Annotated in this window: 12 protein-coding genes; 8 read left to right on the forward strand and 4 right to left on the reverse strand. The window is 65.7% G+C overall.

Annotated elements, in window-relative coordinates; genetic code table 11:
• Window positions 1-262: 262 nt before the first annotated feature.
• Window positions 263-808: a nucleotidyltransferase family protein gene (locus FPZ24_RS10705; RefSeq protein WP_146571845.1), complete on the reverse strand. Its 546-nt coding sequence runs from the start codon at window positions 806-808 to the stop codon at window positions 263-265.
• Complete coding sequence (locus tag FPZ24_RS10710) at window positions 805-1,731, reverse strand: XdhC family protein (protein WP_146574389.1); 927 nt, start codon at window positions 1,729-1,731, stop codon at window positions 805-807. The genes FPZ24_RS10705 and FPZ24_RS10710 overlap by 4 nt, the downstream gene beginning before the upstream one ends.
• Before the next feature lie 120 nt (window positions 1,732-1,851).
• Between FPZ24_RS10710 and paoA the strand changes: the two genes are divergently transcribed.
• The 3 genes from paoA to paoC are packed head-to-tail and all read left to right on the forward strand — an operon-like array spanning window position 1,852 to window position 5,641.
• Entirely contained in the window at window positions 1,852-2,490 is a 639-nt protein-coding gene (gene paoA / locus FPZ24_RS10715; RefSeq protein ID WP_146571847.1) for an aldehyde dehydrogenase iron-sulfur subunit PaoA, read from the forward strand.
• Window positions 2,487-3,434 carry an FAD binding domain-containing protein gene (locus FPZ24_RS10720; protein WP_146571849.1) on the forward strand — a complete coding sequence of 316 codons (948 nt, stop codon included), beginning with the start codon at window positions 2,487-2,489 and terminating at the stop codon, window positions 3,432-3,434. The genes paoA and FPZ24_RS10720 overlap by 4 nt, the downstream gene beginning before the upstream one ends.
• Complete coding sequence (paoC, locus tag FPZ24_RS10725; protein WP_146571851.1) at window positions 3,431-5,641, forward strand: aldehyde oxidoreductase molybdenum-binding subunit PaoC; 2,211 nt, start codon at window positions 3,431-3,433, stop codon at window positions 5,639-5,641. The genes FPZ24_RS10720 and paoC overlap by 4 nt, the downstream gene beginning before the upstream one ends.
• 122 nt (window positions 5,642-5,763) lie before the next feature.
• On the opposite strand, the gene FPZ24_RS10730 is transcribed toward paoC, so the two are convergent.
• Window positions 5,764-6,579: a hypothetical protein gene (locus FPZ24_RS10730; RefSeq protein ID WP_146571854.1), complete on the reverse strand. Its 816-nt coding sequence runs from the start codon at window positions 6,577-6,579 to the stop codon at window positions 5,764-5,766.
• Window positions 6,580-6,626: 47 nt separating this feature from the next.
• Between FPZ24_RS10730 and FPZ24_RS10735 the strand changes: the two genes are divergently transcribed.
• On the forward strand, window positions 6,627-6,917 hold the full coding sequence (locus tag FPZ24_RS10735; RefSeq protein ID WP_186728755.1) for a hypothetical protein: 291 nt from the start codon (window positions 6,627-6,629) through the stop codon (window positions 6,915-6,917).
• Between the two features lies 1 nt (window position 6,918).
• On the opposite strand, the gene FPZ24_RS10740 is transcribed toward FPZ24_RS10735, so the two are convergent.
• The gene (locus tag FPZ24_RS10740; RefSeq protein ID WP_146574391.1) at window positions 6,919-8,085 is read right to left on the reverse strand and encodes a glycosyltransferase; all 1,167 of its coding nucleotides are present in this window, start codon (window positions 8,083-8,085) and stop codon (window positions 6,919-6,921) included.
• Between the two features lie 238 nt (window positions 8,086-8,323).
• On the opposite strand from FPZ24_RS10740, the gene FPZ24_RS10745 reads away from it, so the two are divergent.
• The 4 genes from FPZ24_RS10745 to FPZ24_RS10760 all read left to right on the forward strand — a co-directional run bounded on the left by FPZ24_RS10745 (window position 8,324) and on the right by FPZ24_RS10760 (window position 12,909).
• Complete coding sequence (locus tag FPZ24_RS10745; protein ID WP_240047424.1) at window positions 8,324-8,764, forward strand: RNA polymerase sigma factor; 441 nt, start codon at window positions 8,324-8,326, stop codon at window positions 8,762-8,764.
• A 74-nt stretch (window positions 8,765-8,838) separates the two neighbouring features.
• Window positions 8,839-9,789: a FecR family protein gene (locus tag FPZ24_RS10750; RefSeq protein WP_146571860.1), complete on the forward strand. Its 951-nt coding sequence runs from the start codon at window positions 8,839-8,841 to the stop codon at window positions 9,787-9,789.
• Window positions 9,755-12,079 (forward strand): TonB-dependent receptor, encoded by a 2,325-nt coding sequence (locus FPZ24_RS10755; protein ID WP_146571861.1) that lies wholly within the window; start codon window positions 9,755-9,757, stop codon window positions 12,077-12,079. Before FPZ24_RS10750 ends, FPZ24_RS10755 begins: the two co-directional genes overlap by 35 nt.
• 53 nt (window positions 12,080-12,132) lie before the next feature.
• Window positions 12,133-12,909: a DUF2334 domain-containing protein gene (locus tag FPZ24_RS10760; protein WP_146571863.1), complete on the forward strand. Its 777-nt coding sequence runs from the start codon at window positions 12,133-12,135 to the stop codon at window positions 12,907-12,909.
• The last annotated feature ends 9 nt before the right edge of the window (window positions 12,910-12,918 follow it).

Consider the following 12,918-nt stretch of genomic DNA (forward strand, 5'->3'; position numbering starts at 1 on the left):
GTGGCGCTGTCTTGCGAACGAACTGGACTGCCAATCGCGGCCAACAGAAGCGAGAATGTCACTAGGTTGATGCGCTTCACCGCTGCCTCCACGAACCTGTCGCTCGCGGCTAGCAGATGCATTGTTGTAATACAACTTTTGGCGATAGCGCAAAACGGCAGCATGGTGGTCGCGCGATCTGCGGCTGAGGCATTGGGTAGCCGATAACTGCCGTCCTTCTTGCGGCTCATCCAGCTACCAGAGAGGGTTACACTGTGCCGGCCTAGCGACCCGTTAGGTCGCCCGCGCTGTCGATATCGACCAATTCTGCACCCTTGGCGGCGACTGTATCTGCATCGGTCAACAACGTCCTGGCGCCGGCGTCTCCTGTCAGACTTTCTAGCCGCTCGAACCAGTCCCTCCCGAACAATGCTGGCGGCATGCGCTGGGTGCCGCTGCTGGATGCGATGACGCTGGCGGCACCACGATGGCGTGCCAACAGAGCCGCGAAATGTTCCAGAGGGACGAATGGCATATCGGCCAGTGCCACAAGTACGGCGTCCGCGCCCATCTGACAGGCCGACCGCACGCCCAGTGCGAGCGAATGCCCCATGCCGATTTCGGGCTGATAGTTGATCACCCTCGTAAAGTCCGGCCAGTCGAGCGAGTTTTGTCGGGTGACGACGATCCGGTGATCGAGCGGCAACGCCGACAACGTCCGCGCCGCGTGCAGCCCCAGCGGCATGCCATCGAGTAGCATCTGTAGCTTGTCCTCGTCGCCGAACCGACGCGAAAGGCCGGCGGCGAGCAGGACGGCGGCGACGCTCATGCGGCCTGGCGGTGCCACGCCGCGACCATCCCGGCGGCCACGGACAGCGCGATCTCCGCCGCGCCGATCGCGCCAATATCGATTCCAGCCGGCCCCTCGATCCGGTCGAGGTCGGCCGCCGCGACGCCCGCCGCCGCCAGCCGCTCGCGCCGCGCGGCATGGCTACGCCGCGACCCCAACGCCGCGACATAGCCGGTGGGATGCGCCAGCGCGGCGATCAGCGCGGGGTCGTCGATCTTGGGATCGTGGCTGAGAGTGACGACCGCGCTCGCCATATCGGGCTTGCCCGCCGTGATCGCCTCGTCGGGCCAGCGATCGTCGAGCGCGGTGTCGGGAAAGCGCTGTTCGGTCAGAAAGCGTCCGCGCGGATCGATCACCACCGGCACGATATCGAGGCTGCGCGCGATCGCCGCCAGGCTCTGCGCGATCTGCACCGCGCCGACGATGAACAGCCGCCGCTGCGGCGTGTAGCGATTGACGAACGCGTCGCCATCGTCGGACGCGGCGACCGTGCTTTCGCCCGTCGCCAGATCGGTCGCGATGGCGATCGTCCGTCCCTCCGCCCGACCCGCGACGATCTGGTCGAGCAAGGCCGGCGCAAATCCGCCCGTAGCGACCGGTTGCACCATCACCTCAATCGTCCCGCCGCACGGCAATCCGGCGTCGAACGCCGACGCGTCGGACACGCCGTAGCTGCGCCGCTCGAACCGACCACTCGCGATCACCTCGCCCGCCAGCGCCAGCACATCGCCCTCGACGCAGCCGCCCGACACCGACCCGGCGAAGCGCCCGTCGCCATGGACGAGCATGTGGCTGCCGCGCGGGCGCGGCGCCGATCCCCAGGTCGATACCACCGTCGCCAGCGCCATCGGACCCCCGCGCCACTCCCGATACGCCGCCAGAACGCTGTGATGATCCTGCATGAGCCAACGATAAGCGGCGTGGAACGAACCCGCCAGCGATGCTTTCATCGATAGGGCTTGGTGGCGCGCCGGTGACGCTGCTACGCTGATGGAAACAGGCAGGACAAGGAGCGCGTCGCCATGGACGTTTCCACCGATCCCCATCCCTCGCGTCGCGAGATGCTGGCCGGCGCCGCCGCGGTCACCGTGGCGACTTCCGTCGTCGCGAACCCTGCCGAAGCGAAGGTGAACATGTCCCCACCGGTACATACCGAAAAAGTGTCGTTCACGGTGAACGGCAAACCGCGCTCGCTAACGCTCGACACGCGCACGACCCTGCTGGATGCGTTGCGCGAGCATCTCGACCTGACAGGCACCAAGAAGGGCTGCGACCACGGCCAGTGCGGGGCGTGCACCGTGCTGGTCGATGGGGTGCGGATCAATTCGTGCTTGACGCTCGCGGTGATGCACGACGGCGACAAAATCACGACGATCGAGGGGCTCGGCACGCCCGGCAAGCTCCACCCGATGCAGGCCGCGTTCGTCCGCCACGACGGCTATCAGTGCGGCTATTGCACGCCGGGCCAGATCTGTTCGGCGGTGGCGGTGCTCGACGAAATCAAGCGCGGCATTCCCAGCCACGTATCCGCCAGCCTGACCGAGCCGCCCAAAGCGACCAACATGGAAATGCGCGAGCGGATGAGCGGCAATATCTGTCGCTGCGGCGCCTATTCGAACATCGCCGAGGCGATGGCCGACGTCGCGGGAGGGGCGGCATGAAGGCGTTCAGCTACGAGCGGGCCGCTTCCCCCGCCGCCGCAGCCAAGGCAGCGACAACTCCCGGCGCAAAGTTCATCGCCGGCGGCACCAACCTGCTCGACCTGATGAAGCTACAGATCGAGGCGCCGACGCATCTGATCGACGTCAACGGCCTGAGCTTCGATAAGATCGAAGCGACCCCTGATGGCGGTCTCCGCATCGGCGCGCTGGTCCGCAATACCGCGCTCGCCGCCGATGCGCGCGTGCGACGCGATTACGCCGTGCTGTCGCGCGCGCTGCTGGCGGGCGCGTCGGGACAATTGCGCAACAAGGCGACGACTGCGGGCAATCTGCTCCAGCGCACGCGCTGCCCGTATTTCTACGACACCAACCAGGCGTGCAACAAACGTTCGCCGGGATCGGGCTGTGCGGCGATCGGCGGGTTCAGCCGCCAGCTCGGCGTGATCGGCACCAGCGACGCGTGCATTGCGACGCATCCCAGCGACATGGCGGTGGCGATGCGCGTGCTCGACGCCGACGTCGAGACGGTCCGCGCCGATGGCACCGCGCGCAAGATCGCGATCGCCGATTTCTACCGGTTGCCCGGCGATACGCCGCAAGTCGAAACCGCGCTCGAGCGCGGCGAGCTGATCACCGCGGTGACCCTGCCCCGGCCGATCGGCGGTACGCACATCTACCACAAGGTCCGCGACCGCGCGTCCTACGCCTTCGCGCTGGTGTCGGTCGCGGCGGTGGTCGGCAAGGAAGGCTGCGGCCGCGTCGCGGTGGGCGGCGTCGCGCCTCGGCCCTGGCGCGTCGAGGCGGCCGAAGCAGCGCTGCCGAGGGGCGCGAAAGCGGTGGCGGGCGAGTTGCTCGCCGGCGCGCGCCCGACAGCGGATAACAGGTTCAAGCTCACGCTTGTCGAACGAACGCTCGGCAGCGTGCTGGCGGAGGCAAAGGCATGAAATACGATACGCCCGTCGCCACCAACCCGATCGACCAGCTCAAGATCGTCGGCCGCGCCACCGACCGGATCGAGGGCCCGCTCAAGACCACCGGCACCGCGCCTTATGCGTACGAGTGGCACGATGTCGTTCCGAATCCCGCCTATGGCTTCGTCGTCGGATCGGCGATCGCCAAGGGCCGGATCGCGTCGATCGACCTCACCGCCGCCAAGGCCGCGCCAGGCGTGCGCGCGATCGTCACCGCCGACAGCGCCGGCAAGCTCGACAAGGGCAATTTCAACACCGCGCATCTGCTCGGCGGGCCGACGATCGAACATTATCACCAGGCGGTCGCTCTGGTCGTCGCCGACACGTTCGAACAGGCGCGCGCCGCCGCTGCCCTGGTTCGCATCGATTATACACGCGACAAGGGCGCGTTCGATCTCGCCGCGGCGAAGGATACGGCACCACTCGCTCCCGGCGGCGGGTTCAACGGCGATCCCGAGACCAAGGTCGGCGATTTCGTGGGCGCCTTCGCGAGCGCGCCGGTCACTCTCGACGCGACCTATACAACGCCCGATCACGGCCATGCGATGATGGAGCCGCACGCCAGCACCGCTCTATGGGAAGGCGACAAGCTGACGATCTACACCTCCAACCAGATGATCGCATGGAGCCGCGGCGACGTCGCCAAGACGCTCGGCCTCAAGAAGGACCAGGTGCGGATCGTGTCGCCCTATGTCGGTGGCGGGTTCGGCGGTAAGTTGTTCGTCCGCGCCGACGCGATCCTGGCGGCCTTGGGCGCGAAAGCTGTGGGCAGACCGGTCAAGGTCGCGCTGACTCGGCCGATGATGTTCAACAACACGACGCACCGCCCGGCGACGATCCAGCGAATCCGGATCGGCGCGACAAAAGACGGCACGATCACCGCGATCGGGCATGAAAGCTGGTCGGGAGACTTACCCAACGGATCGCCCGAGACCGCGGTCGGCCAGACGCGCTTGCTCTATGCCGGCGCCAACCGAATGACCGCGATGCGGCTCGCGGTCCTCGACCTGCCCGAAGGCAATGCGATGCGCGCGCCGGGCGAGGCGCCCGGGCTGATGGCGCTGGAAATCGCGATGGACGAAATGGCCGAAAAGCTCGGCATGGATCCCGTCGACTTCCGCATCAAGAACGACACCCAGGTCGATCCCGAAAAGCCGACCCGCCCCTTTTCTCAGCGCCAGTTCGCCAAGTGCCTGGAACTCGGCGCCGACAAATTCGGCTGGAACAAGCGCAAGGCCAAGCCGGCTACCGTGCGCGACGGGCGCTGGCTGGTCGGGCTCGGCATGGCGGCGGCGATCCGCAACCACATTCCGTTCAAGTCGGCGGCGCGGGTGCGGCTGGAACGCGACGGGCGGCTGACGGTCGAGACCGACATGACCGATATCGGCACCGGCAGTTACACGATCATCGCACAGACCGCGGCGGAGACGATGGGCGTGCCGCTCGACCGTGTCGATGTCCGGCTCGGCGACAGCGACTTCCCGGTCGCGTGCGGATCGGGCGGCCAGTTCGGCGCGGCCAACTCGACCTCGGGCGTCTATGCGGCGTGCGTCAAACTTCGCGAAGCGGTGGCGCAGAAGCTCGGGTTCAACACGACCGATTGCACCTTCGCCGGCGGCAAGGTCCGCGCGGGCAATCGCAGCGTCCCCCTCACCGACGCGTCGAAGGACGGCCCGTTGACCGGCGAGGACGCGATCGAGTTCGGCGACCTCGACAAGAAATACCAGCAATCGACCTTCGCCGGCCATTTCGTCGAGGCCGCCGTCGACGCGGCGACCGGCGAAATCCGCGTGCGGCGGATGCTGGCGGTGTGCGCCGCCGGGCGCATCCTCAACCCAAAGGCAGCGCGCAGCCAGGTGATCGGGGCGATGACGATGGGGCTCGGCGCGGCGCTGATGGAGGAACTCGCGGTCGACAAGCGCTTTGGCTTCTTCGTCAACCACGACCTCGCCGGTTACGAAGTCCCGGTCCATGCCGACGTTCCGCACCAGGAGGTGATCTTCCTCGACGAGGAGGATTCGATCGCGTCGCCTATGAAGGCGAAGGGCGTCGGCGAACTCGGGCTGTGCGGGGTCGGCGCGGCCGTGGCCAATGCCGTCTACAACGCGACCGGCGTGCGCGTGCGCGACTATCCGGTCACCCTGGACAAATACCTAGACAATCTGCCTCCGACTGCCTGACACAACGACCGCTTTCGGCAACCCGATAAAGCCCGTGGAGCGACTGACTATGGGGTGCGTTTCGGACCTTACGACGAGGTCTCTTCGCACGCTGTCTGACGGGCATGGGGCCAGACCTCGCCTCAAGCCGTCGCCGGCTGTGCCGCCCTTCGCCCCGCCTGGGCATTCCAACCAATGAGCACTGTAACTACCCCCGCTCCGAACCCGAGCGCCAGAGGAACGGTAAGGGGTAGCGAGCCAATCGCCTCAAACGCTCCGTGCCAAACGTCACCGGTCGCCAGCGTTTCGAAGCTCACAATCTGAGCGACCACTACACCGAATGCGACTGCCCACGGACGGCCAGCCGATCGATTCCACCGCCATAACCATAGCGCGATGCCGCCAGCGATAAGGTTGGCCAGCTGCGCTCCTAGTCCAAACACAGGAAAGTCTTGTGGACCATGGATGACGAGCCCTGGCACGGTCTGATTGATCACGCGGCCTAATACCGGGCTGACCAGCGGCAACGCAGTCGATAACATGTAAGCGGCGTGTAGGCGCACGTTACGACGGTGCCGAAGCGCCATGCCTGCCGCGTACAACACAGCGCCAAATGCGAGCAGATCCAAGAGGCCGAGACGAGCACCCCACAAAGCGTAGAACGGATCCCCATCGACTGTGCTGGCGGCCATCGAGTGAATGACACCCATCGCGCCAGCGCCAAACAATGGGATGGCCACAAACGTAGCCCGCCCCAAGATCCGATGCGCGACGAATTGGCGTCGATCTACGGTCCAACTTTGCGCAAGAAGTAGAAGCATCCACAGCGAAGCGGTGAGGCCGTGAATATGAAACCCAGCGGGGGCGCGGGCAAATATTCCGAAATAACTGCGCCAGAACGCGAACACGGTCGCTGCGATCAGCGCAACGATAAACAGCCAAGCGCGACGATACGGCATGCTTCCCCCAAACCACCTTTCGCGATCGCTATAATTTAAGCGTGATGATGTCTATCGACGAGACTGTTCGCTCTGCAAGGCAACGCCGCCTTGAAAAGGCAACGCCGCTTGCCTTGGACACCGTGAGATCCGAATCATTCACAATCGAACGGCTGGCATTTCACGACGAATCTCCACTTCATCGTTTAGACAATCGAAAGCGCAAAAGTCGTAACATGCAAAGTATGACACGAGCGACGACGCGCAGCGATGCTGATTTGCTCGCCACAAAGGAACGGCTATCTATACCGACCTTCGTCGGCGATATCGATGAATATCCGCCTTTCGGGACGACGTAGATCAGGCAGCAAGCCGCACGGGCTCCGCAGCGGCGCAATACAGGCGGAAAAGTTCCGCAAAGTGATCGTCCATAGTTCGGATCGGCAGAGTTTCCCGAGAGTTATTTTCCATGCCAGCGCGTCCGGCGAAAGTAATCATAGCATCACGCAGAGCACCCACGTTCGCAGCGCGATATCGCAGGTTCGGCGCGCCATCACCGTGATCGGAAGCGCCGCCGCGGTCCGGAACTATGACGGGCAGGCCACTGGCACGCGCCTCTGCTGCCACCATGCAGAAAGTTTCGGCTTCACAACCATGGATCAGTACATCGCTACTCGCCAGTATCGTTGCGAGAATTGATCGGTCGCGAATTTTTGCCCCCACCACGACATGTGGAGAACCGGAAGCGGCAGCGATCAGCGCGCTCCGGCTCCGTCCCTCGCCGACGAGCAGCAATCCGATCGGCTTGACGGTACTTGCCGAAATCGCCGCCTCGATAACCATCGCCCAACGCTTCTCAGGTGAATATCGACCGACGCCCAACATCAGCATCGCGTTGGAGCGCAGCCCACAAAGTTCGAGCGTTCGCCGTCGCACGGCGAGGTCGCGACGCGTCGGCGAAAACAAACCATCCTGCACCCCCATTCGCACCGTTCGTGCGCCATGGACGCCGCCTTGTCGCAGCCGGTGCGTCAGCTGGTCGCTCGCGCAGATCACGGCGTCGAACTGCGCATCGAGCTGGCGCAAGTGCCGCCAGAAGCGGTCGAACCCGCGATCGATCGTCGCGATGCCCGCGACGCCGCCGAACCAGCGATACGCATATGCCGACAGCGGGTCGCAATGCATGACGAGCGCACGCGTGGCCGAGCCCTGCCACCGGCCCACCATCGAAGCGCTCGACCAGGGAGACGAAGCTTCGACGACGTCGGGCCGCCACATCGACAACGTCCGGTGTAATTTCTCCTCGTCGGCAAAATAACGATAGCGGCGGTCGAGCGGAAAACGCGGCGACGCGATCGTGGCGACGATCGCGCCCGGTCGATGTTCGATCACCGAATCGGTGGCGCCAGGCGCGATCACGATGGTTTCGTGACCCAAGCGCGGCGCGATCGCCAACTTGCGATCGATATAGGTTTTCACTCCTCCGCCGGCCGGCGTGTAAAAAGCGCAGACGTCCACTATTCTCATCGATGTCTTCCCGATCCGGCGACAATTTTTCGCTCTACTGCGACGACGGAGCGTCCGGGCAAAACCGCAGCATTTTCGCGAAAATCCTACGTACCGGCCTATTGCGCAGGCATACGGGTCGAGGCACAGGCGCACTTCAAACCTGTCGGGATTCGATGCCGTTACAGATCAGCTTTCCGGACTGACCGGCGTCTATGCCGAACTCCGCGGAGAGCTACGCCGCTTTCTGATCGCGCGCTTGGGCGACGTATCGGAGGCGGAAGACGCGCTACAGGAATTGTGGATCCGCGCCAGCGCGGGTGACAGCGGTCCGATCGCCAATCCCCGGGCCTATCTCTACCGCGCCGCCCAGAATCTCGCGCTCGATGCGGTTCGCGCCCGCGCGTCCCGACAGCGGCGCGATGGCGAATGGGCCGCGACCCAGCGCGATCCGTCTTTCGCCGAGCCGGTCGATTTCATGCCCAATGCCGAAGCCGCGATGCTGGCGCGAGAGGATGCGGTCAAACTATCCGCCGCCATCGCCGCGCTGCCGGCCAAGGCTGGCGCGGTATTCCGACTGCACAAGCTCGACGGGATGCCGCACGCCGAGATCGCGTCAAGGCTCGGCATTACCCGGAGCGGTGTCGAAAAGCATATCGCGGTCGCGATGGCGCACCTGCGTCGCGCGATGGCGGACTGAGGTATGGCGATGGCGTACCGTCATAGCAGACAACAGCGACGGCTCGCCGGGGCAGGCGCACCGGGGGATGTGGTATGAACGAGGAACCGGACGACATCGACGAAGCGGCGGCGCGCTGGCACGCGGCGCAGCATGACGACGCGATGGACTGGGACGGGTTCACGCGCTGGCTGGAGGAAGACCCGCGCCATCGCACCGCGTACGACGCCATCGCTTTGCTGGACGCGCGGATCGACGCGGCCCTCCCCATCCTTCGGCGCCCGCAATCTGTGGAAATTCAGTCTGCTAGACCACGTTGGCGCAGATCCGCGCGATGGGCGACGGCCGGATCGGCGGTCGCTGCGGCGGCAGTGGCTGGCCTCTTCTTCCTGTCCAACGGTTCCACGCCGCCACTGACCGTCTATCGAACCGCCCAAGGACAAGGTCGCGACGTCCAGCTCGCCGACGGATCGTCGGCCGCGATGGCGCCGGGCAGCGTGTTGCGCATACCCGCCAAGACGGGCGATCCGATCGCGATGGAAGGCAATGCGACGTTCGACATTCGCCACGACCCGACGCGATCGGTCGAGATCCGCGCTGGTGGCTATGCGATCCGCGATATCGGCACGCGCTTCGATGTCTCGACAAGCGGTGGGATGTTGCGCGTCGCGGTCACCCAGGGGCGGGTCGCGGTTCGCTCGTTGACCGCCGGTGGCGAGGTCGAAGTGTCCGCCGGGAACGTGCTTACGGCAGTCGATCCCCAGTCCGCGCCGACGCTGGCGCCGCTCGGCGCGCGTCCGTCGAGCGGATGGCGCAACGGCCGAATGACCTATGACGACGTCCCGCTGGGTCTCGTCGTCGCCGATATCGCGCGGTTCACGGGCAGCCCGGTGACGATCGATCCCGCCATTGCCAAGCGGCGCTTCTCGGGCGTACTCGCGACGGGCAGTGGCGATGCGATGACCAACGCCTTGGCAGAACTGGCGAACTTGCGGAAGCGAACGGAACGCGATGCGATACGGCTTGACGGCGGCGCTGGCCGCTAGCGTCGCGCTTTGCCCGCAGACTGCCGAAGCCCGCGATACCAGCTATCAGGTCAGTATCGGCGCGATCGACCTGGCCGATGCGCTGGCAACGCTGACAGCGCAAACGGGCATCTCGGTCGCGACCGATGGTCCTATCCCACGCCAGCGATCGGCCGCGGTCCGTGGCCGCATGTCGGCGCGCGAAGCACTCGACCGCATGCTGCGGGGTAGCGACCTGCGCGCCGTTCGGGCGGGCGAGCTGACGTATCGCATCGTCCGCCGCAAGCATCTTGCTCGCACCGTCAGCGCGCCGGAGCCCGACGATGCCGTAGGACCTGACATCGTCATCACGGCGCGCAAACAATCGGAAGCCCTGTCGAAGGTCGCAGCACCCGTCGCAGTCTATGTACCCGACGACAATGGCCGCCCCGGCGTCGAAACCGGTAGCCGCGCCGTCGCTACCGGCACCGAGGGGCTGACGCTGACCAACACGACGCCGGGCCGCGACCGTCTGTTCATTCGCGGCATCGCGGACAGCCCGTTCAATGGGTTCAGCCAATCGACGGTGAGCATCCAGGTCGATGACGGCCGCACGACCTACGACGCGCCGGACCCCGGTTTGCGACTAGTCGATATCGCGCGAGTCGAAGTGCTTAAGGGACCGCAAGGCCCGCTCTACGGGACTGGCGCGTTGGGAGGGGTGTTTCGGATCGTTACCAACCGGCCGGTGCTTGGCGTTGCCATCGGCGAGGGTAGTCTCGGCTTTTCCTCGGTGTCCGCCGGGGGCCTGGGCGGCGACAGCGAAGCGATGGTCAACGTGCCGCTGGTAAGCGACAGGATCGCCGCGCGCGTCGTCGCCTATGCGGCGGCCGACGGCGGCTGGATCGACGACGCTAGCGGGAAACGCAATGCCAACCGATCGCTGACCTATGGCGGCCGCGCGATGCTGCGGATCGCACCCGCCGACGGATGGACCGTCGATCTGACCGGCCTGTTCCAATCGGTGAGCGCCCGGGACAGCCAATATGTCGATCGCGACGCCGACGACTTGACCCGCAGCGTTCCGATCCGCGAGCCGCGAGTCGGTCGCGTACGGATGACGCAAGGCACGATCGCCGGGCCAATCGGCACATTGCAGCTGACCGCCGCGACCAGCTTAACATGGCAGGATCAGGACGATTTGTTCGATGCGACCGTGTCGGCCGCCGCTCTCGGCACGACCGGTCCCACCACGTATCGGGACCTGCGCGCCTATCGCGTGTTCGATCAGGAAGTGCGATTGTCGTCGTCGTCAGACGCGCGTTTTTCGTGGGTGGTCGGCGCTTCCTATCTGGCCGCGGTGACGCGCGCCTCGGGGATCCTTTCCAGCGCTACACAGCCGGCTGCGCCCTTCTTCGAACTCCATCGCAAGGTCACCGAAGCGGCCTTGTTCGCCGACGGATCGTTCGACCTCTCTTCACGCCTGCGCCTCGCGACCGGCGTCCGTGTCTTCCGCGCCACCACCGACGATGAACGGACGGAAGACATCAGCCAGGCGGTTCGCAGCAAATCGCTGCCGGGAGTCACGCCCAGCGCATCCCTGTCCTACCAGTTCGCCGCCAACCGCGTCGTATATCTGCGCGTCGGCACGGCCCTGCGCCCCGGCGGGATCGACCAGGCCAACCTCAAGACAGGCCGCTACGATGCGGATCAGGTGACGAGTATCGATCTGGGTACGCGACTGCGCCTCGACGGCGGCCGACTCTCGCTCGACGGCGGCGTATTCGCGTCGAGCTGGCACGATATCCAGTCGGACTATCTCGAGCCCACGGGGCTGATCGCCACCCGCAACGCGGGAACCGCGGCGAACATCGGCGGCGAGATATCGGCGGATTGGCAACCGGGCAGCTGGCGGCTGAAGGCCGGCGCGACTTGGCAACGGCCGCGGCTGACCCGCGGCGTCGATGGTAGCGACCTTCCCACCGACCGCCGCCTGCCGGTGGTGCCCGATGTCGCCGCGCGCATCTATATTCGCCGCGACTTCAGCATCGGCGAATGGCGTGTCTCTCCGCAGATCGCCGCCAATCTGACCGGCGCGTCGCGCCTGAGCTTCGATGCCGGGCTCGACCGACGCATCCCCGGCTATGTCGTCGGCCGGGCCGGGGTCGCCGCCGATCGCGACGGCCTGGTCATTCGGCTCGATGTGGACAACGTGCTCGATGGCCGCGCGGATACGTTCGCGTTCGGCAATCCGTTCTCGATCGGCTCGATCCGTCAATACACGCCCTTGCGGCCAAGGACGTTCAGCGTATCGCTGTCGAAACGCTTCTAGGAATTTGCCGCCAGCGGACTGCGGTCCCCGACTTTCGCGCCGTCGTAAGGGCGATGGTCCAAGCCTCCTCTCAAAATCCCCAAGTCCGCCGCCTGATCGTGTCGATCCACGACGTATCGCCGCGCCACGAGGGCGCGATCGATCGGTTGCAGGAGCAGCTCGAACGCCATGGCGCACGCACGCCGGCAATGCTGGTCGTCCCCAATTTCTGGGGCGAGGCGCCGATCGTCCGTGGCACGCCGTTTGCCACGCGTCTTCGCGAATGGGCCGATCGCGGCATCGAGATGTTCCTGCACGGATCGGAACATCGCGACACGTCGCGGCATGACGGTTGGATAAAACGGCTCAAGGCCAATCACATGACCGCCGGGGAAGGCGAGTTCCTGGGATTGAGCGGTGTCGAAGCGGCCACGCGTATCGCAATGGGTCGCACGCTGATCGAGGACATTATCGGCCAGCCCGTCGCGGGATTCGTCGCGCCGGCATGGTTGTACGGCCCAGGCGCGATCGACGCGTTGCAGAGCGCCGATATCGGCATCGTCGAGGATCATTGGCGCGTATGGGACGCCGGCAGCGGCCGGACGCTGGCACGGTCGCCGGTGATAACCTGGGCGACGCGAACGCCGGTGCGTCAAAAGTCGTCGCTTGCGGTGGCGGCGATCGTGCGGTCGATCCCCGGACCGCGCGTGATGCGTCTGGCCGTGCATCCTGGCGATGTCGGGTCGGATCGCGTCCGGCGGAGCATATCGAGGACGCTCGATACGCTCCGCCGTCATCGCGCGATCAGTCGATACGCCGATCTCGTCGACGATACGCGCTCCGCCGCCTGACCCCAAACG

Source organism: Sphingomonas panacisoli (assembly GCF_007859635.1).
Lineage (GTDB): Bacteria > Pseudomonadota > Alphaproteobacteria > Sphingomonadales > Sphingomonadaceae > Sphingomonas > Sphingomonas panacisoli.